This window comes from Cyclonatronum sp. (assembly GCF_022565315.1).
GTDB lineage: Bacteria > Bacteroidota > Rhodothermia > Balneolales > Cyclonatronaceae > Cyclonatronum.
Genome location: NZ_JAIUMX010000015.1, coordinates 1 through 20,240, shown reverse-complemented (window position 1 = coordinate 20,240; position 20,240 = coordinate 1). Strand labels below are relative to the sequence as shown.

Here is a 20,240-nt window from a genome sequence, read left to right as displayed (position 1 = left end):
TCAGCTCTCCTCATAAATTCGTTCGATTTCAAGTTTGTATTTATCGTGAATTACGCGTCTCTTGGTTTTCATGGTAGGCGTGAGTTCCCCGCCATCAATACTCAGCAGGTTATCCAGGAGGGCGAATTTCTTAATCTGCTCCCAGCCCGGAAGTTTTTCATTGAGGTGATCCACCTCAGCCTGAATCAGGTCTTCCAGCTTCTTCATAAAAGCAGGGTCATTTTCTGAAAGCGGCGCGAGTTTGGCTTTGATGGCTTCCATATTCGGCACGATCAGCGCGGAGCAAAATTTACGGCTTGCACCAAGCACCACTATCTGCTCGATGAGGCCGCTGTTCATCAGGGTATTTTCAACATGCTGCGGCGCAACATATTTACCGGTCGAAAGCTTGAAGATATCTTTCTTGCGGTCTGTGATATAAATGAAGCCGTCAGCATCAACCTTGCCTACATCCCCTGTCATGAACCAGCCGTCTTTGTCGATTACTTCGGCGGTTGCTTCCGGGTTTTTGTAGTACCCCTTCATGATGTTCGGTCCGCGGGCACAAATTTCGCCGTCGTCAGCAATTTTGACTTCCACACAACGGATGGCCCTGCCGGATGAGCCCTCTTTAATGCCGCCGGTTGTGGTAACCGAAATTACCGGTGAAGTTTCGGTAAGCCCATAGCCCTGATGACACCTGAAACCAATGGCGGTAAAGAAATTCATCATCGTAGGGGAAAGCGCAGCCCCCCCGCTGATGAAGCCCAGAAGGTTGCCGCCGAATCCTTCACGTATTTTGCTGTAAACCAGCTTATCAGCCATGCGAAGCTTGAAAGCCGCAAGACCGGTTGGAGGCGTATCGATACGGTAGGCTTTGGCCTGCTCCATGGCCCACATCCCGATTTTGAGCTTCAGACCCTCGCCGGAAGCTACCTTGTTGAGGATACCGGAATAAATCTTTTCAAGAAGCCGGGGCACGGTTGCAAAGAACATCGGTTTGATATGCCCGATATCATCCTTGATTTCCTCAACTGCTTCAATGTAATAAATCGGGTAGCCGATATTCATGTACAGGTAGTTGAGCATGCGCTCAAAGATGTGGGAAAGCGGCAGGTAGCTCAGAATTCTGCCGCCGCGCTCGCCGTCGATATCAAACGGAATCCGCTCAATCGAATACTGCACGTTTGAGGAGATGTTTTGATGGGTGAGCATCACCCCTTTCGGCAAACCGGTGGTACCGGAAGTGTAGATAAAGGAAGCAAGGTCTTCAGGCTTTACCTCGCTGCGGAGTTTGTCAAATAAATCGGGGTGCTCTTTTTCGTAGGCTTCACCTTCTTTCAGCATGTCGTCGAACATCTTAAAGCCTGTTTCTTTTGTGCTTACCAGACACACGATTTCGAGTCCCTTAACATCTTTATAATAGGGTTTGAAGTTGCCGAAGAGCTTATCCTGCGAAAACATGTAGATTTTGGCCTCTGAGTTTTCCAGGATGTATTTGATCTGATCGCCGGGCTGCGTGGTATAAATGGGCACGTTAATGGCGCCAATAGACAGAATGGCTGCATCAGCCAGAATCCAGCGTACTGAGTTTTCAGAGTGAAGTGCAACACGATCCCCTTTCCGAATTCCCATTTTATAAAGTGCAAGAGCGAGGTGCCGTTTCATACGGTCGAAATCGTCAAGCGTAGTCGTTATCCAGGTGCCGTTGCGTTTGGTCGCACCGATGATTCCCGTATTATTTTTAGCCCTTCCGGCTTCGGCAATCTCGAAAATGGTTGAAGGCTTGAATTCCATAGTAAGCAGATTTTTTGATTAGATTGAGTGTTGTGTTATGGATGCACAGCTACCGACAAAAGAGAAACCGCTGTACTTATGCATTTTTACCGGTCAGCATAAGATACGTCATAAGCTCGCGGATTAAGGAAAACCCCGTAAATTCAACTCATTAGTAAAAACTGCATGTGCAAGGAGTTAAAAAAAACTATTGCCGAAGCATGTTGGTTTTGGTGAGGATTTAGAGGTACCTTTCTCTGCAGTCAACAGTGTTAATATGCCATATTTGGCCGTAGTTTCAAAGCTAATAATGAATATTCAGGACGATTTACAGGAAATTGTAACCGCTTTTTTGAATCAAAAAAGCCGGAACATGGGGCATGCCCTCGGTATTACATTTACATCCCTTTTCAGAGATGAAGTGCAGGCAACTATGCCCGTAAATGAAAACACGGTTCAGCCTTTCGGTCTGCTTCACGGGGGGGCTTCGGTTGCGCTGGGCGAAACGATCTGCTCGGTGGGCGCATGGCTGAACGTAGATCAGCAGACGCAGTCGGCCGTGGGGCTCGAAATTAATGCGAACCACCTGCGGGCCGTGCGCTCCGGCACCGTTACCGGCATCGCCAGACCCATCCACAGAGGAGCAAGCACGCAGGTTTGGCAGTACGATGTGTACACCGAAACCGGTAAGCATGTGTGTACCGGCCGCTGCACCATGGCTGTAATCTCCAACCGGGCAGTCCGCAAAAACAGCCAGGCCTAAGGCAGCAGTTTATCCCCTGCCCTGAGCTTCATGCAGTATCCGAAGCAGGCGCCGGCGTGCTACCGGGAAAAGCGTCTGCTCAAAGGCAAACGCAATCGGGCTGTGGAACGCAAAGGTTGCCGGATTCGGCAGGTCTCGGTACTCCCGGATCAGATTCAGCTTTATGCTCGCAGGGTCTTCCTGCGCTGCCGTGCCCTCACTCATTTTCTTCACGAGGGTTGTTTTCAGCGAGCGGTAGCGCTCACGCGCATCCGAATAAATGGAGAGCTCGTAGCGAAACAGCATTAACCCGCCGGCTTCATAATCCGGCATGAAAAAATAGCCCTCATCCTGGTACGCCGGCTGTATGCCTACCTGATCCACGCTCAGGTTTTCATCCACAAATTCGTAAATGCTCACGCCCTCTTTAATGGCTTCCGTAATAAGCGGCTGAGCCCAGCGGATGAACTCTTTTACCGCTCCAAGATCCAGCTTTTCCGGCAATACTGATTCAAACTCGATACGCTTCTCTTCCAGGTTAATACTCTTTATCCGGCGCGGACCTCCGTTTTCAACGAGCGAAAATCCGTCGAGAACCTGCTGTAACTGCTCACGCAGCTCAATCAGCCTGCCCAGATACGGATACAGCAGGTTCATTTTGAACGCCTGCTTCACCGCTTTCAGGTTGCCGAGCAGCAGATACTGCCGCTTTTCAAAATCGTCATTCACCTGAGTGAAAAAATCGAGAGATAAATCTGCTTTCATAGAATACACTGTTGCTGATGCCCGGTTTAAATTGTCAACTCCGTACCTGTCCTGAGAGCAGAGGTCTGCGGCCTCAGGTAAACCCTAAACGTTAAAAGTACCGGATCTGCACACCAGGCGGTTTATCAGGAAGTAACACTGCCCTTAATTAAACCTATCACGCAAAAAATGTCAATAGCCCGCCCGGTTTTAACCTCCCTGCGGGCATCACAAAAACTAAACCGCCACAATTAAGCGAGTTTGGCCTGCTTCCTTCTTATCTTGCAGCAGTTTAACCATTCCGGCCAGGGCGCTTCATCTCAATCAACCAATTTCAGGCTTTTGCTTTCAGAAAATAAAAAAGACCAGCTCTACAAAGTCTTTACCGATCCCATCCACGGCTTTGTGCACGTGCCCAAGGGGCAAACCCTGCGGCTGCTCGATCACCCGTATGTGCAGCGGCTCAGGCGCATCCGTCAGCTGGGGCTTGCCTACACCGTATTTCCGGGCGCCGAGCACTCGCGTTTTTCCCACGCCCTCGGCGCGGTCGGGCTCATGCTCAAAATGCTCACGACCCTGCGCGACAAAAACACCACCATCAACAATCAGGAAGTTGAGGGCGTACTTGCCGCCATCCTTCTGCACGATATTGGTCACGGCCCGTTTTCGCACACCCTCGAGCACACCCTCGTGGCCGATTTCAACCATGAGATGATGACCCTCGCCCTCATGAAGCAGCTTAACGCCGAGTTCAATGGCGGGCTCGAAACCGCCATTCAGATTTTCACCGATCAGTACTCCAAGCCCTTCCTGCATCAGCTCATCTCCTCCCAGCTCGATGCCGACCGCCTCGATTACATCAAGCGCGACAGCTTCTACACCGGCGTGCTCGAAGGCTCCATCGGCATCGACCGCATCATCAAAACCCTGCGCGTGCACAACGGCAGCATCGTGATCGAGAAAAAGGGCATCTACGCGGTCGAAAACTACATCATGGCCCGGCGCTTCATGTACATGCAGGTGTACCTGCACAAAACCGTGCTCAGCGCCGATATGCTCATCCGCTCAGTCTTCCGGCGCGCCGCCGATCTCGTAACCGAAGGCTATCAGCTCAACTTCCCGTCGCAGGCCATCCGCTATTTTCTTGAGCAGCGCCCCAGCGCAAAAAAAGGGATCTCTCAGGAGCTGCTGCAGCACTACGTGATGCTCGACGATGCCGATGTGCTCATGTGCCTCAAATTCTGGCAGCACGAAAAAGACCCCATCCTCGCCGACCTCTGCACGCGTTTCCTAAACCGCCGCTTCTTCCGTGCCACTGCCCTCAACAACAAGCTCAGCCCTGAAGATAAACACCGCTACCGCCTCGCGACCTCCAAAATCCTGCGGAGCATGCGCATGCCCTTCGACGAAAAAACCGCGGGCTACTACTTCGGCACCACCGAAACCCGCAACGAGGCCTACCGCTTCGAGCGCTCCGGCATCTACATTATGGAGCAGCCCGGCGTAGCCGTCGAATTCTCCAAAGCCGCCGACGCCCGCCATATCGAAGCTCTCAGCCACCCCATCGTGAAACACTACGCCATCCACCTCAAAGAACTCAAATCCTGAGTTTTTTTTATCGGGGGATGTGCTTCCGGCTTCTCCCGCATCCCAAAACAGCAAAACCGCAGGTGCTAAACCCGACTTCAGTAATCGCGCGACGGAAATCGACCTGCCCCAATCACATCACCCGCCCGCCTGTCGTATTCCGGGAAAACCAGAGCCTGCTTCCTCTCAAAATTCAGCATTTCTTTATCGGGGGATGTGCTTCCGGCTTCTCCCACATCCCAAAACAGCAAAACCGCAGGTGCTAAACCCGACGCCTGTAATCGCGCGACGAAAATCGACCTGCCCCAATTACATCACCCGTCCGCCTGTCGCATTCCGGGAAAACTGCGGATTTGAATCCCAAAAGAACTATTTTGGCTTATCGAAGTTTGTAGTAGTTTCAGTTTTTGGTAATACCTCAACCGCTCATTTGTTTAGCCCACCTGATTAGATGGCAAAATTTCTTCTGCTTCTGAGCCTGCTGCTTGCCGGGCTGTTTCCGGCTGCTTCGGCCCAATTTGTTACTCAAACCGTACCCTTCGAAGGCTCCGCCGGGCACCTGAATTTCTGGGACCGCCTTGAGCTGGGTCAGCAGTCCCGCATGATGTGCAGCGCCGACGGCATTTTGCAGGATGAGATTTCCATCGAAGCCCTGCGGCAGTACCGCGAACTGCGGCGCATGCAGCCCGAAGGCGCCCTTTTCGAGAGCCTGCTCACGGAAGCATCCGTAGGCGATACCCGCAACTTCCGCGTGAGAAACCTCACTAACAATACCTGGCGCACGGTCGGCTTCACGCTTCGCGGCCTCAGCAGCGACATCCGTATCTGGGTCGAAAACGGAGAATTCGCCCCGGACAAAGTCAATCAGGAAGTGATCGACGGCCTGCTCGAAGCAATGAGCCACAGCACCCCTGAGCTTTCCATTGCCCCTGAGCGCGGCATCATTTCCATCAATACCGAAGTTTTCGGCAACATGCCAAATGTTGACGGCTCCGGCATCCTCAACATCCTCATCACCGATGTAATCGACGGCTGGACGCCCGGCAGCAACCACGGCTTTGTGGCCGGTTTCTTCGACCCCGTCGATCTCACCCCCGGCAACAGCAACAGCAACGGCACCGACATCATCTACCTGAACTCGACGCCGCTGATTTACAACGACGGGCAGGTAAACACACAGCGGGTTCGGAGCGTGGCATCTCACGAGCTGCAACACCTGATTCACGCCAACTACGGCGCCCTGCACATTTTCCAGAATGAGGGGCAGAGCGAGTGGGCAGAGCTTCTCACCGGTTTTGCAGGCCGCAGCCCCAACTACCTCTCCGATCCGCTGGAAATCGATCAGGAACTCTACAGCTGGCGGCGCAACTCCCCCGAGGTGCTCATCGACTATCAGCGGGCCTCGCTGCTGCACTCCTACCTGTTTGAGCGCTTCGGCGCAGAAGCCACCGGCGCCATCACCCGCGCGGATGGCGGGCGCCTTCAGGCCTACGAAACCCTGGCAGCGGCACAGGGCCTCACCTTCGAAGAAATTCTTGTGGATTTCCACATCGCCAATTTCATCAACCGCGCCATTGGCGGCAACACGCGGTTTGCCTATACGGATATCCGACGCCGCTCAAACCGGGTCACCTTCCCGACCTTTCAGTATTTCAGCGGTCAGACGGAAGCCGGCCGCAGTTCTGACCTGCTTTACGGAGGCGCCGAGTACAGCGAATTTATCGGCGTCGAAAATATGAACCTCAGTTTCGGAGGAGCCGACGGCGTCCGCTTCGCGGTGATAACCTTCCCGGAAGATGTTAATCAGGATCCGGAAGTGCTCTTCCTCAATCCCGGCGCTTACGAGCTGCCCGGACCCTTCGAGCGTGTGATTCTCACGGCTGTTGCAGCCGAGCCCCCTGTCATTTCCGTACCCGCATCTTTTGAGCCCGATGCCGGCACTGCTTTTTCCCCGCTCAACACTCCGTCGCAGTCATTCAGCTACACCGCAAGCTGGGATACGCTCCCGATTGTAACCCAGACGCTCACCTACGCGGGTCAGCCCACAGCATTTGCAGAGCTACCCGGCAACCCGGCCCAGCAGGACCGCCGCGGCATCCGCAAACTTGCAAAACGGTTTTCACCAAACGTATCAGGCCGCATTACGGAAGTCAGGTTCACCGTTAATGGCCGCGACTCAAGCCTTGTTGGAAGCGACGACCTGCGCATCAGCCTGCATCAGCTTGCAGGCCCGGCCAGCGACCCCATCCCCGGAACTGAAATTGATGCGGTAACGGTGCCCGTAAGTCAGCTTGTACGCGGTGCAAACAGTATAAATGTGAGCTCAGCCGACTGGCGCACGGTCGGGGAGCAGGATTTTTTCATCGTATTTGAGGTGATGAGTCCGGCTTCAAGAGTGGAATTCCTGCTCGACAGCGGCAGCGAGAACCCCGGCAATCCGAACTACTTCCCCGCGCGCACGCGACTGTTCGTAGAGCCGCCCAGCGCGAACAACCCTGCATGGTTCAGGTACAGCAACCGCAACAACATGATTGCATCCGTCCGGATCACGGGCAAGTACGACGGGCCTGTTGAAGCACCGGTAATTACCCTGCAGCCGCAGCCGGCCATGGTTACGCCGGGAGGCAGTTACACCCTGGAGGTCGGCGCAACAGGCGTGCCGGAACCCGTATTCCAGTGGTTTAGAAACGGGCTTCCGCTTTACGGCGAAAACCGCAATTTTTACCAGATCACAGATATGGGTAACGCCGACGAAGGCCTGTACACCGTACGGGTTTCCAATCCCGGCGGCTCGGTGCTCAGCAACGAAGTTTTTGTGGGCCTGCGCCTCGACGACTTCAGCCTGTCCCCAAACTTCCCCAATCCCTTCCGCCAGCGTACCACCATCAGCTTTATACTTCCTGAAGCTTCCGTTGTTGAGCTCACCATTCATGACATACAGGGGCGGCTTGTAGGTACCATGCTCAGCAACACCTTACTTGAAGCCGGTATTCACGAATATGAGTGGGAATCGAGATGGATGGCCAACGGCACTTACTTTTACCGCCTCCGTGCTGATGCTGTAAACAGCAACGAATCTTTTACTGAAGCCCGTAAAATGATTAGATTGCGCTAACGAAATTTTCACCAATCAATCTGTTTATGAAATTATCCGCTACGCTCTTTTCTGCCCTGGCGCTGATGCTGTTTATCAGCATTTTACCAGCTCAGGCACAGCAGGCTTCCGTCTTGTTTCCCCCCCAAACCGATGCCGCCTTTGAATCGCAGTGGCGCGTGATTGTAACCGATGTTGATGACAATGTGGTTGCAGACAGCCTCTTCACCTCTCAGGAAACAGTCGGCTTTGAAGGCGATTTAGCCTCTGAAATCCTGTTTTACAGCATCTCACCCTACCCTCCGCTGGCACAGCGTGTGATCCGTACCGAAGGCTCGCGTGCATTTGCAGCTCTCAGCGATTTAATTGACCTCAGCGCTCTCGATGATTTCGGCCTGCCGGTTGATTTCGATGCTGATGTTGACCTCATCAACCTTGATGTTGCCCCGGGCACAAGTGTTGAACTTGCTGCCCAAAACCTGCGCATCGAATTGCCTGAGGAAATACTGGACCTTATCGACCTGCCAACCGGTATTACCCTGGGCGACTCAGTGGATATTGACATCAGCCTCAACTATGAGCGTTTGCAGCCCCGAAATTTCAACAACAGCCTGGGCGTATTCACAGCAGAAGGCGGCAGGCTCGCTTTAAACCTTGACGTTACCCTCACAGTTGTGGTGCCGATTTTCGGCCCGCAGCCCTTCACAATACCCATCCTCGAATCATTCGGGCCGGAGTTTTATATGGCTGAAGGCTTCGGGCTTGTTTATGAAGAGCTTCCCCCGACTTCCATTGCCATCGTACTGAGCATTTTTGATATTAACCAGCCCATTGCTGACATAAATGGCAGCATTTATGAGAAGCAGTCGCTCACCGAAGTTCCCGGTACAAGCATACCGGCACCTGGAAATGCTGAAATTGCCGGGCTGATTTCCCTTCATCCCAACTATCCCAACCCGTTCAACCCCACCACGAATTTGGTATTTGAACTGAGTGAAAGCGCACAGGTGCTCATTGAAGTATTTGACCTGCAGGGTCGGCGGGTTGCGGTTGCTGCCTCAGCGGGCTTCAGCTCAGGCGCACATCACCTTCCCTTTGATGCATCCGCGCTGGCATCCGGTATGTACAGCTATCGGGTAACAGCAACCGGAAACCAGAGCGGCGTGCAAACCACAGCGTTCGGGCGGTTTACGGTTCTGAAGTAAACATCATCAGAAAGCGCAGCAACTCTGCCTGCGTCGAAGCAGTTTTGTCATCGGCGTACCACTTATGCAGTTTTTCCGCAAGCTCCGTAAACGGGGCTTGCGCGGTTTTAAGCTCCAGGAAAAGCTTCTGCGCGGCCGCCGGTCTCGGGCCCCAGTTAAACAGCTCCTCACCGCTTTCCTTATCGAATACAATGAGCTTAGGGATTGATTTCCCTCCGTTTGTGAGGTATCTGTTCATCAGCTCCTCGTGATGATCACGCAGCAGCAGCACGAGCTCAATATATCCGTTTGAAGCTTCCGCCACTTTATTAAATACCGGCAAGATCTGCGCCGCATCGCCGCACCAGGGCTCGGTGAGCACAACCCAGCGCTGCGGCCGCTCTAAAGCTGCGGCAAAACCGGCAAGCTCCGTGTTCAGCGCGATGTGCTTATCGATCCGCTTCATGCGCGTCACGTTCATTTTGGTGTAATTGATCATCATTTCTGAATGATTGCTGCCGGTCGTTTTGCCGGCGGCGAGCAACGCATCTGTCATTTCACGATAAGTATCATAGCTCATTTCGCCTGAAATTTCTTCAGCAACAAGAATAGTTTGCTTCATCTAAAAGATTGTTTTTATGATTATTGTTAAAAAAATTTTATGCACTAAGTACGGTTTTTGTAAACCAACAGCTTGCTCTATATTTGGCACTTAAACAGGTTAGATGATTAATACATTCATGACCTGACTTATTTCATGAAGCAGGCCTCAATCTTTTTGTACTCATGCTGCAACAACCATCAGATTATAACGAAGTTCTGCAAACCTGCTCTCAGCTTGGTTTTACGGACTGGATGGAGCTGGCCCGCTTGCACAGCGGGGAAGTAAGCAAGCTTACAGATGGGTATGTGAACGACAAATCTCATCAGATACAAAATCCCGTGATGGATTTTATGTTCACCTATTACCAATTCCGGCCGGCCAAACTAAAAAAATGGACGCCGGGTGCTTTCACGTTTTTAGAAAGTGCAAAAGCTGAGCATGGTTTTGACCCGCGCTATTTCACCTTCACCACAGAAGGTGCAATAGCTGATATGAAGCTGTTCCCTGCAAAAAAGATCCGGGGGTTGCGATGGATAACCGCCCTTCTGGAGTTCAGTGCGGCCCGTCAGCCGAATTTCGGCTGCTGCGGGTTGCACGAATGGGCAATGGTGTACGGGGCCGATGAGGTACGCCATGAAAAATTCCCGCTCAGGCTCAGCAGTTCAGAGATTAAAGACCTGGTAGATAGCAAGCCCGTGACCTGCACCCATTTCGACGCGTTTCGCTTTTTCACACCGGCCGCGCAGCCCAAAAATGCACACAAGCTGAGCCGGGAAAGCATGCACGATATGGAGCAGCCCGGCTGCCTTCATACCAATATGGATCTTTACAAATGGTGCTATAAGCTGACCCCCTGGGTACCATCCTCCCTAACCCTGCAGGCTTTTAAAGTTGCCTGTAAGGCCCGGGAGCTTGATATGCAGGCAGGGCCGTACGACCTCAGCAGCATTGGCTTCGAACCTGTTTGTATTGAAACCGATGAAGGCCGGCGCATATACAAAAAGCGACAGGCTGCAATTTATGATGACGCCCGGCCGGTTAGGCAGGCATTACTGTACCATCTACGACAGATGGAGCAAGTATTAACCAGCAGCGGGAATGAGATACCCGTTACCGAAACAACACTTTGATACCTAATATTTACGAAAACCCAATTCCGAATAAATGAAACTATTTTCACTTCTTCCTCTCATTATCGTTAGTACGCTGCTGATGTTTAGCGCCTGTTCTGAGCATCCGCCCTTCTCCGGCGACAGTTTTGAGCTTGTTAAACAGCGCGGCTACGGAACCCTTACAGTAGTATATATCCCCGCGGAAGGCTTCGCTTATATTGACGACAGAGGTAAGTTAACCGGGGTAACTATCGACATCATGGAGGAATTTCGTGATTTCCTGGATGTTTCTATGGGGCTTGACATCACTTATGAGTTTGTTACAGCCGACAGATTTCAGCAGTTTTACAGTGACATCAAAAACTCAGAGGGCGGTGTTTTTGGTCTTGGGAATGTTACGATTACGGAAGCACGCAAGCTTGAACTGCGGTTCAGTCCGCCCTACCTTACCAACATAGCAGTGCTCATCACCAATGATTCCGTAAGTGAACTTTCTGAAATGTCTGAAATCGGGCAGCAGTTTGCGGGCATGAGCGGGCTTGCCTTTGAAGGTACCCTTCATCAGGATCGTATTGAGCGGCTGATCGCGAATTACATACCCGGAACACCCGTTGAATTTGCCGGCTCCAATACGCAAATTCTGAATATGCTTTCTGAAAGGGACGATCTGTTTGCTTATATCGATATTTATAATTTCTGGCGGGCCGTTGAACGGGGCAAACCCCTGCGGCAGCACGCGGCAGGAGATCTGGCGAGTGAGCGCTTTGGTATCATTATGCCGCTGAACAGCGACTGGCAGCCGGTTATCACCGATTTCTTTGAGCGCGGAGTTGGTTTCCGTACTTCATCGGTTTACCGCAGTATACTCGAAAGACACCTCGGCGAAGAACTCACTGAAAAACTGGAATCAGCCCGTGAGGCCGTAATCGGCGACTGATGCCATCACCTCAACATCAATCAAAAAAGCCTGATACTGTGTTTAGCAGCATCAGGCTTTTTTTATGAATGCGATATAAGCCGGATCTAAACCCTGAAAAGGCAGGATGCCCATGTGAGGCCGGAGCCGAAAGCGACCATTGCCAGCAGATCGCCCTCTTTCAGCCGGTTTTCCTCGAAAGCTTCTGTGAGCGCAATCGGTACGGAAGCGGCTGAAGTGTTTCCGTAACGGTTAACATTTACAAATACTTTTTCCTGAGGAAGCCCGGCCTGACGAGATGCAAATTCGATAATACGGGCGTTGGCCTGATGCGGGATAAACAAATCGATATCAGCGGTTGTGTAGCCGGTCTGATCGAGTACAATTTTGAGGGCTTCGCCCATTTTTACGGTAGCGAACTTGAATACCTCACGACCGTTCATTTTGAGGTATTGCAGCCCCTGATCAAGCCGCTCATGTGTTGTGGAATAGCGCGAACCGCCCGAAACCTGAATGATATGCTCAGCCCCGCTGCCGTCAGAACCGAGGTGATGCGCGAGCATCCCTTTGCCTTCCTCTTCGCAACGCTGAATTACTACTGCCGCAGCCCCGTCGCCGAACAGCACACAGGTGTTGCGGTCATTCCAGTCCACATTCCTTGTGATAACTTCAACGCCTACAACCACAATATTACGGTACTGACCGGAGCGAATGAACTGATCTGCAGTAACAAGTGAATACACGAAGCCCGTGCATCCCACAACCATCACAAAAGCGCCGGCATTTTGAGCGCCCAAATTATGCTGCACCTGCGAAGAAACCGGCGGAGTGAGATAATCCGGACTCGAAGTTGCCACGATGATGAGATCAACTTCATCAGCAGTTATCCCGGCCTTATCCATCGCGGCCTGCGCGGCCTTTGTTGCCAGATCAGAGCAGTGCTCATCATCTGAGACCATGTGGCGTTCCTTTATTCCGGTACGTTCCGTGATCCACTCATCAGTCGTATCAATACGAGCGGACAAGTCCGCATTAGTAACTACTGTTTCGGGTATATACTTGCCGTACCCGGTTAACTTTCCGTAATATCGAATCATATAAATTGAGTTAAATAATTATGGGATGAGCTCCCTCACTGAAATACCGGAATCTGACCCGGCACAGGTTTGGTTGTTTCGCTTTCTCAAAGTTGTATTCCCAAGCAGCTGCGAAAGTACTGCATGTGTACCTGGCAGAGAAAATAAGCCCTATTATAAGAAAAAAACCGGTGCGCTTTTCAAAGTACAAAAGGCACCGGTTTGTTTAACTTACTCAGGCTTTGCTTTCCGCAAGCCCGTCAATAATGGCACTAAAGGTTGGGCTCGGACGCATCACATCAGTTGTTTTGGCAAAGTCAGGATGGTAATACCCCCCGATATCCTCCGCTTTACCCTGCGCCCCAATCAGTTCCAGGTTAATGGTTTCTTCTTTTTCTTCGAGTTGCTTTGCAACTTTAGTGAAGATTTCAGCAAGTTCTGCATCATTCTGCTGCTCTGCGAGGGCCTGCGCCCAATACAGGGAGAGGTAGAAATGAGAACCCCGGTTATCGATCTGCCCCAGCTTGCGGGCGGGAGATTTGTCGTTGTCCAGAAACTTCTCGTTGGCTTTGTCGAGGGTATCGGCGAGCACTGTTGCCCGTTTGTTTCCGAACACACGGCCCAAATGCTCAAAGGAAACGGCCAGGGCCAGAAATTCTCCCAGGGAATCCCAGCGCAGGTAGCCTTCCTGCAGCAGTTGCTGAATGTGCTTGGGTGCAGAACCGCCGGCGCCGGTTTCGAAGAGCCCGCCACCGTTCATCAGGGGTACGATGGAAAGCATTTTGGCCGAGGTGCCTACTTCCAGAATCGGAAAGAGGTCGGTGAGGTAGTCGCGAAGCACGTTACCTGTAACAGAAATGGTATCGAGGCCCTTTTTCATGCGCTCAAGCGAGAAAACAGTGGCCTCAACCGGCGGCATGATGTGGAGTTCGACGTCGTCGGTTTTCTGTTCGGCGAGATACGTCTTCACCTTGCTGATGAGCTGCGCATCGTGGGCGCGGGCTTCATTCAGCCAGAAAACGGCCGGGGTGGCAGATTCACGGGCGCGGCGCACAGCCAGATTTACCCAGTCGCGGATGGGTGCGTCTTTCGTCTGACACATCCGGAAAATGTCGCCGGTCTCAACAGGCTGTTCCATGAGCAGCTCACCGGCACTGTTAAGTACCTGCACAACGCCGCTGGAATCGAGCTGAAAAGTTTTGTCGTGTGAGCCGTACTCTTCCGCTTTCTGCGCCATCAGCCCCACATTCGGAATACTTCCCATGGTTGACGGATTGAATGCGCCGTTGGCTTTGCAAAAATCAATCGTTGCCTGATACACGCCCGAGTACGAACGGTCCGGAATAACGGCCTTGGCCTCGCGCTGCTTGTCGTCTTTATCCCACATGCAGCCTGAATCGCGGATGAGCACCGGCATGGAGGCGTCAATAATCACATCGGAGGGCACATGCAGGTTGGTGATGCCCTTGTAGGAATTCACCATCGCCAGATCGGGACCGTTTTCGTACACGGCTTCGATAGCTGCCTTAACTTCCGCTTCCTTCTCGTGGCCTTCAATACGGGCAAAAACATCCCCCAAACCGTTTCTGGTGTCAACGCCGAGTTCCTTAAACAAGCCGTCGTATTTAGCGAAAACATCCTTAAAGAAGACCTCAACAAATGCCCCGAAAATGATGGGGTCAGAAACCTTCATCATGGTGGCTTTCATGTGAAGGGAAAAAAGCAGGCCTGATTTGCGGGCGTCATCAATCTGCTCAGCTGCAAACGCCTTGAGCTTGTGCATGCTCATCACGGCGGTATCAATTACCTCACCTTCCAGAAGTTTGAGGTTTTCTTTCAGGACGCGCTTCGTGCCGTCAGCGGCCACAAACACGATACTTGCCATATCTGCGGCGGCAAGCGTCATAGACTGCTCGGTCTCGAAAAAGTCACCCTCACTCATGCTTGCCACGTGGGCTTTGTTATCCGGTTTCCAGGCACCCATACGGTGGGGATGCTTTTTGGCGTAGTTTTTAATCGCCTTGGGCGCCCGGCGGTCGGAGTTGCCTTCGCGCAGCACCGGGTTCACCGCTGACCCCAGCACTTTGCCGTAAGTTGCTTTGATGGTCGCTTCATCCTCTGTTTTGGGCTCGTCAGGATATTCCGGTACCATGAAGCCCTGCGATCTCAGCTCATTGATGGCCGCCTTCAGCTGCGGCACCGAGGCTGAGATATTCGGAAGTTTGATGATGTTAGCTTCCTTGGTCTTCGCAAGCTCACCCAGCTCCGCGAGGTGATCGCCAATGCGCTGATCCTCAGAAAGATGCTCCGGGAAATGGGCTAAAATTCGGCCTGCCAGGGAAATATCACGGGTTTCAACTTCTACCCCGGCTTGTTTGGCATACGCACTAATTACGGGCAGCAACGAGTGTGTAGCCAGCATTGGCGCTTCGTCGGTTAATGTGTAAATAATTTTTGGCGTGGATTCCATAAAATAAAATCAGAGGGTTAATAATGAAGATTAATTCGGTCCCAAAACAACAACCTTATTTCTCTTATATAGTGAAGAGAATAGCTCATTTCCTGAATCAATTGCCGAGCTGGCTTCATTTAGGTTGGTCAATTTGTTTTTGCACCGGAAAATATAACATGCAGGGGTATTTCTAAAATCAAAGCTTACCGAACAGCCTCAGATTCCCGGCTGCCGCATCCCGCATCCTTCACTTTGCAAGAGCGTCTTTTATGGGTTAAATTAAATTTTCGGACTATTACTTTTAAACAGGCCTCAGATACACAACTGCCAACAGAACGCTAATCTAAGTTTTTAATCGGTTACAAGATGAAACCTGCAGCCAAAATCACCCTAATCTATCTGATATTCGGCTATGCATGGATCCTTATCAGCGATAACGTCATTTTATGGTTTTATGACTACATTGAACTTGAAACGTACGTGTATATTCAGACCTACAAAGGCTCAGCTTTTGTACTTGTTACAGGTGTTCTTCTATATTTCCTGACCGACTACTATCAGAAAACGATTCTTCAGAATCTTAAGGTAGTCAGAAATTTAAATAAAGATCTTGACCGAAAAGCTATTCATCTGAACCAGGTCAACCGCAACCTGGAACAATTCACCTATGTAATTTCACACGACCTGCAACAGCCCCTTCAGGTTATTCGGATGACCCTCAGACAGCTTCACCGCAAATATGGCGACAAACTCGATGAGAAGGGTTCTTTCTATCTGAAAAATTCGGAACAAACAGTTGATCAGATGAAGCTGCTCATCGACAAAATGTACAATTATTACGAGGTGAGCGCACATACATCTGATGAAATAAGCCCGGTTGACCTGAACCTTACAATGGATGAAATCCGCTTATGGAATATCCGCTTAATTGAGCAACGTAATGCTTTGTTCACCTGGGATAAGCTGCCGGTACTAAACGTAAGTAATAAGCGTATTTTCCGGCTTTTTGAAATTCTGATACGCAACAGCCTGCGCTATGCCGGTAACATCAACCCGTTTCGGGTGCACGTCAGCTGTAAGGAAGAAGAGCAGTATCTTGTGTTTCGTGTTCAGGATAACGGGCCGGGCATTGCGCCTGATAAAAGAGCCAACATCTTCATCCTTTTTTCTCCTGATTCAACGGGCGGGCTCACGGGGCAGAGTTCAGGGTTGGCCATTGTTCATAAAATAGTTACCGGTCTCGATGGTCAGATTGAATTCAGCAGCAGTCCGGAAACAGGAACCGTTTTTACCATCTATCTGCCTAAATCGCTTTTGGTTGAGTAAGTTTTCAAGGATTAACCCAAGCTTCCTGCAAAAAAAGTCCTCCCCGCTTTAACGGAGAGGACTTTTTTTTTGAACGGCTTTCCGGGGATGTGTTTCCATCCCTCACCCAATTCGTTCTTATTTCACCAGCAGCATTTTATTGGTTTTAGTGAAACCTCCGGCCTGAATGCGGTACAGGTACACCCCGCTTGAGAGCGCGCCGGCATCGAAGGTGACTGTGTGCGTGCCTGCGGCCTGCGTACCGTTCACCAGGGTTGCGACCCGCTGACCCGTAAGGTTGTACACTTCCAGCAGCACCTCAGCAGACGACGGCAGCTGATAGCTGATTTGGGTTGTCGGGTTGAACGGATTCGGGTAGTTCAGTGCGAGGTAAAACTCCTGCGGCGCCTCATTGGTGTCGCGGGTAACGCTCGTCACATTCTGAAGCTCTACTACCTGACCGTTTTCAAATACGGCAAGCAGGGTCAGGGCTGGGCCGTCCTGATTCGCTGACGGATCAGCAAAGCCGGAGGCCAGAATGCCAACAAGCTGAGGTTCGTGCCCGCTTAAATCAGCGGTGAAGGCAAACAGCATTTCACCTGAGCCGGCCTCCATGAGGTGCAGCTCGTATGCATCGGGCAGCATCCCGAATTCGGGTACAAACATGTCGCCGAAACCGAAGCTGCTGAGGAAAGGCGCTTCTCCTTTCACAGCAATATCAAGGTTTGGCGCGTCAGTAACACCGTGGAAAAGATAGAGCGCATGCATGCCTTCACCGGGCTCGTGCATCATATCCATGTTGTACACTTCAAAACGAAACGCCGTGCTGCGGGTATCCGGATTATCAGCGAAGGCTTCCGTATCGAGTACACCGGTTGCGATGATCAGGTAGTTTTCATCTTCAGCGAACGTGTATGACTGCTCGTAAAGCAGCGTTTCTGTTCCGGATGCCGCAACTCCAACGGTAACTTCTGTTTCTGCCGGAATCAGCCCGTCAGGCAGGCCGATACGGTAAGGGATGCCAATGGCAGTCAGTTCTCCGTCGAGGTATAAATCAATCAGCTGCAGAGCAGGATCAGAGGCATTATGAATCAGGAAAATGTTCGCAAAAGCCGGTTCTGGTTCCGGCTCGTTTACGGTTGCATCAACCAGTACATCATCTACCGACCAGTACCAGTCCCAGCTGCCGGTGAAGTTCCATTTGAAGCGCACGGCTTCCTGCCCGTCGGCTTCGGGCACATCCATACTGAAGAAAGCCGGGTTCGAAGTCTGCCCTGAGGTCCACTGCTCAAGCGTGGTCCAGGTTTCGCCGTCGTCGATGCTGTAGGCAACCGTTGCCGTTGAAGAATTGAAATCGCGGAAGAAGTGTGTGAAGGAAAGGCTTACATCTTCGGCATAGGTAAGATCGAGGCGGGGCGTAATCAGATCGGAATTCTGACTGTTGCCGTTGCCGTAGGCGTCGCTGTCGAGGTAGGCGTAGCGGTCGCCGCCATCAATTCCCCGGCTGACGATGTTCCCGAACTGCCAAACCTGACCGTTGCCGATGTTATCGGTGATTTCCCAGCAGTCGGGAGCGCCCAGCGGTCCGTCGAAACCTTCGCTAAAAGGTGCTTTGAAAGGCTGCGTGCAGTCCACAATGCGGAACTCGGAGCTGCGTGTATCGTTGTCGGGGTTTTCATCACCCGGCAGGTCAACAAAAGCAGAAAAGAGGTACTCACCCGCAGGAAGTTCAATTTCAGGGAAAACCACGTTTGCAAGCTGCCTGTTTTCCAGCTCACCGGTCCACTCCAGAGTGGTGCTGACAACCGACTCTCCGCCGGCTTCAAAAACCTCGTAGCCTACGGTAACAGCAGTTATGGTTTCAAAGCCTGCGTTGCGAATGCGGACTTCCGGAATGATGGGGTCCGAGATCTGGAACGAGCCAATCGGGCTGAGAACAGATGACAGCTGCGCGTCATTTTCCAACGGGTTTGCAAAGGGGTTAAATCCGGGATGGGTAAGGGCTCCGGTTCCTGCCGGGTCGAGCCAGGGCTCAAGACTTGTAGCCGGGGTACCGCCGCCGGTCCAGGATACACCGAGTTTTCCGTACCAGTCTTCGAGGGTGTTCCCACAGGCTGCAGAGCCCCCGTGAAGCTGCCCGATGATAAGCCCTTCGCCATCAAACAGGGCTGAGCCGGAAGAACCACCTTCCGTGGTCGTGCCATCGGCCCAGGATCCCACGCGCCAGTGTGTAAAGCCACTGCCGGGTGCGCCCGAGTAACTCGAAGTTGTAACGCCGTTAAACAAGTAGCTGAACTTTTTGATGTCACCCCGGGGGTGATGCACCCCAAAAATGTAGCCGTCGATAGTGGCGTCCATGGTGCGGTTCCAACCTGAGAAAAACAGCTCGTACTCTTCCGGCACATCCTGATTCAGCTGAAGCAGCCATACATCAGTGGGGAAATGCCGTACAAGACTTACCGCGCCCGACATTGCATCATGAGACGGCGGGGATGACGGGTTCTGGCAGGTTTCACTTTCATAATTAAACATAAACACCAGCTGACCGGGATCACGGAAACAGTGGTTGGCCGACAAGAAGTAAGGGGTTCCGTCATTTGCGGTGTTGTTAATCAACTGACCGGTACACCAGCTGTTTCCGCCTACCACCATGCGGGCAACCGAGCTGATCTGTTCTTCCCAGCCTTCTGCTGCTTCACAGGCCACGTTCAGGTTACAGGAACCTGAGGCCCCGAAACTGCCGTCTTTCAAATCGCGATATCCGTGCGTAACACGCGCCAGGTTCAGGGTACCCTGTAAGGCCACATCAACCGGCTCAATGTATTCTATGATGACTTCATCACTCCAAATCAGCGTTGTGGCAAAATAGCCATCCTCCTGATTGTTTAAGGCCGTGAAGGCACCAAGAATGGTTTCGCGGTCTTTGCTGTAAACATACAAACGCGCACCTTCGGGAAGCTTGAAATCATCAAAAAGCAGATTTAGGGTACGGGCGCCATCACTCTTTACCCCAAGCCGCCACACGCGGAAATCTTCTTTCATGGTTTCCCAAACACCGGAATTGGCGGTGTTCAGGTTCACATCAATATTGTAACCAAAACGAAACGGGGTATTGGGCTCAAAATCCAGTTCCATATCTTCAAGGCGCTGCTGCTCGAGGCCGGTTGCTGAAAGCGAAACCACCGGCACTGAAGCAAGTTCCTGTTTCGCATCCATCTGAAAACTCAGCGGGATTCCCCCCTGATTAACCTGTGCCTTTACAGAAAAGAAAGGCAGCATCAGTAACATAAGCCCGAGAAAGCTTATCCGTAATTTAAACGCCATATAAAATGATATTTGAGACGCACACCTGCAGGCTCTGACTCAATCCGGGTAGCCTTTCGCGTAAATCAGATTCCGGTACTAAACTGAAACTTCATCACGCAAACAGCTTGTCTGATAGAAAACTATCGGAGATTTGGGTGCACTATTAAAATGGTGGTTGAAGGATTTCACTAACTATGTACTTATCGGCACAACAATTTAGCTGCCAGCCCTAACCTTATTGCCCGTTTGCCTGTTAACGAAGGTTAATGAAGATAGCCTTTCTATTAAAACCAACAAAAAAGCGAATTGCTTCAAAAATACTCCTGCCTTTTTCATACTTTTGAGCAGCAAAAACGGCGCTTT

General features: G+C 51.6%; 13 protein-coding genes. 7 read left to right on the top strand and 6 right to left on the bottom strand.

Going from position 1 to position 20,240, the window contains the following annotated elements; translation table 11 throughout:
* Positions 1-1,776: a long-chain fatty acid--CoA ligase gene (locus tag LAT75_RS04545; RefSeq protein ID WP_291481442.1), complete on the bottom strand. Its 1,776-nt coding sequence runs from the start codon at positions 1,774-1,776 to the stop codon at positions 1-3.
* Between the two features lie 352 nt (positions 1,777-2,128).
* Here LAT75_RS04545 and LAT75_RS04540 point away from each other — a divergent pair, with 352 nt between their 5' ends.
* Positions 2,129-2,518: a hotdog fold thioesterase gene (locus tag LAT75_RS04540; protein ID WP_363320518.1), complete on the top strand. Its 390-nt coding sequence runs from the start codon at positions 2,129-2,131 to the stop codon at positions 2,516-2,518.
* Between the two features lie 9 nt (positions 2,519-2,527).
* Here LAT75_RS04540 and LAT75_RS04535 read toward each other — a convergent pair whose 3' ends face one another.
* Positions 2,528-3,262 carry a hypothetical protein gene (locus LAT75_RS04535; protein WP_291481440.1) on the bottom strand — a complete coding sequence of 245 codons (735 nt, stop codon included), beginning with the start codon at positions 3,260-3,262 and terminating at the stop codon, positions 2,528-2,530.
* Positions 3,263-3,583: 321 nt separating this feature from the next.
* Here LAT75_RS04535 and LAT75_RS04530 point away from each other — a divergent pair, with 321 nt between their 5' ends.
* From LAT75_RS04530 to LAT75_RS04520, 3 genes are all read left to right on the top strand, one after another.
* Positions 3,584-4,849, top strand: a complete 1,266-nt coding sequence (locus LAT75_RS04530; RefSeq protein ID WP_291481439.1) for an HD domain-containing protein — start codon at positions 3,584-3,586, stop codon at positions 4,847-4,849.
* Positions 4,850-5,279: 430 nt separating this feature from the next.
* A complete protein-coding gene (locus LAT75_RS04525; protein ID WP_291481438.1) occupies positions 5,280-7,943 on the top strand; it encodes an immunoglobulin domain-containing protein in 2,664 nt (887 codons plus the stop codon).
* Positions 7,944-7,969: 26 nt separating this feature from the next.
* Positions 7,970-9,127: a T9SS type A sorting domain-containing protein gene (locus tag LAT75_RS04520; protein WP_291481437.1), complete on the top strand. Its 1,158-nt coding sequence runs from the start codon at positions 7,970-7,972 to the stop codon at positions 9,125-9,127.
* Here LAT75_RS04520 and LAT75_RS04515 read toward each other — a convergent pair.
* Entirely contained in the window at positions 9,111-9,728 is a 618-nt protein-coding gene (locus tag LAT75_RS04515; RefSeq protein WP_291481436.1) for a thioredoxin family protein, read from the bottom strand. The two genes, LAT75_RS04520 and LAT75_RS04515, sit on opposite strands and share 17 nt — an antisense overlap.
* A 164-nt stretch (positions 9,729-9,892) precedes the next feature.
* On the opposite strand from LAT75_RS04515, the gene LAT75_RS04510 reads away from it, so the two are divergent.
* A complete protein-coding gene (locus LAT75_RS04510; protein WP_291481435.1) occupies positions 9,893-10,840 on the top strand; it encodes a 3-methyladenine DNA glycosylase in 948 nt (315 codons plus the stop codon).
* A 34-nt stretch (positions 10,841-10,874) separates the two neighbouring features.
* On the top strand, positions 10,875-11,759 hold the full coding sequence (locus tag LAT75_RS04505) for a transporter substrate-binding domain-containing protein (RefSeq protein WP_291481434.1): 885 nt from the start codon (positions 10,875-10,877) through the stop codon (positions 11,757-11,759).
* An 86-nt stretch (positions 11,760-11,845) separates the two neighbouring features.
* Here the strand turns inward: LAT75_RS04505 and LAT75_RS04500 are convergent, their stop codons facing one another.
* Complete coding sequence (locus LAT75_RS04500) at positions 11,846-12,835, bottom strand: beta-ketoacyl-ACP synthase III (protein WP_291481433.1); 990 nt, start codon at positions 12,833-12,835, stop codon at positions 11,846-11,848.
* Between the two features lie 214 nt (positions 12,836-13,049).
* Entirely contained in the window at positions 13,050-15,284 is a 2,235-nt protein-coding gene (locus LAT75_RS04495) for an NADP-dependent isocitrate dehydrogenase (RefSeq protein WP_291481432.1), read from the bottom strand.
* 348 nt (positions 15,285-15,632) lie between these two features.
* On the opposite strand from LAT75_RS04495, the gene LAT75_RS04490 reads away from it, so the two are divergent.
* Positions 15,633-16,592 (top strand): ATP-binding protein, encoded by a 960-nt coding sequence (locus LAT75_RS04490; protein ID WP_291481431.1) that lies wholly within the window; start codon positions 15,633-15,635, stop codon positions 16,590-16,592.
* A gap of 117 nt (positions 16,593-16,709) precedes the next feature.
* On the opposite strand, the gene LAT75_RS04485 is transcribed toward LAT75_RS04490, so the two are convergent.
* A complete protein-coding gene (locus LAT75_RS04485) occupies positions 16,710-19,895 on the bottom strand; it encodes a T9SS type A sorting domain-containing protein (RefSeq protein ID WP_291481430.1) in 3,186 nt (1,061 codons plus the stop codon).
* Positions 19,896-20,240 lie beyond the last annotated feature (345 nt).

What these genes read in the sequence shown, in the direction of transcription:
- LAT75_RS04545 (WP_291481442.1), bottom strand. Translation starts at nt 1,776, where the DNA reads ATGGAATTCAAGCCTTCAACCATTTTCGAGATTGCCGAAGCCGGAAGG.
- LAT75_RS04540 (WP_363320518.1), top strand. Translation starts at nt 2,129, where the DNA reads ATGGGGCATGCCCTCGGTATTACATTTACATCCCTTTTCAGAGATGAA.
- LAT75_RS04535 (WP_291481440.1), bottom strand. Translation starts at nt 3,262, where the DNA reads ATGAAAGCAGATTTATCTCTCGATTTTTTCACTCAGGTGAATGACGAT.
- LAT75_RS04525 (WP_291481438.1), top strand. Translation starts at nt 5,280, where the DNA reads ATGGCAAAATTTCTTCTGCTTCTGAGCCTGCTGCTTGCCGGGCTGTTT.
- LAT75_RS04520 (WP_291481437.1), top strand. Translation starts at nt 7,970, where the DNA reads ATGAAATTATCCGCTACGCTCTTTTCTGCCCTGGCGCTGATGCTGTTT.
- LAT75_RS04515 (WP_291481436.1), bottom strand. Translation starts at nt 9,728, where the DNA reads ATGAAGCAAACTATTCTTGTTGCTGAAGAAATTTCAGGCGAAATGAGC.
- LAT75_RS04510 (WP_291481435.1), top strand. Translation starts at nt 9,893, where the DNA reads ATGCTGCAACAACCATCAGATTATAACGAAGTTCTGCAAACCTGCTCT.
- LAT75_RS04505 (WP_291481434.1), top strand. Translation starts at nt 10,875, where the DNA reads ATGAAACTATTTTCACTTCTTCCTCTCATTATCGTTAGTACGCTGCTG.
- LAT75_RS04500 (WP_291481433.1), bottom strand. Translation starts at nt 12,835, where the DNA reads ATGATTCGATATTACGGAAAGTTAACCGGGTACGGCAAGTATATACCC.
- LAT75_RS04495 (WP_291481432.1), bottom strand. Translation starts at nt 15,284, where the DNA reads ATGGAATCCACGCCAAAAATTATTTACACATTAACCGACGAAGCGCCA.
- LAT75_RS04490 (WP_291481431.1), top strand. Translation starts at nt 15,633, where the DNA reads ATGAAACCTGCAGCCAAAATCACCCTAATCTATCTGATATTCGGCTAT.
- LAT75_RS04485 (WP_291481430.1), bottom strand. Translation starts at nt 19,895, where the DNA reads ATGGCGTTTAAATTACGGATAAGCTTTCTCGGGCTTATGTTACTGATG.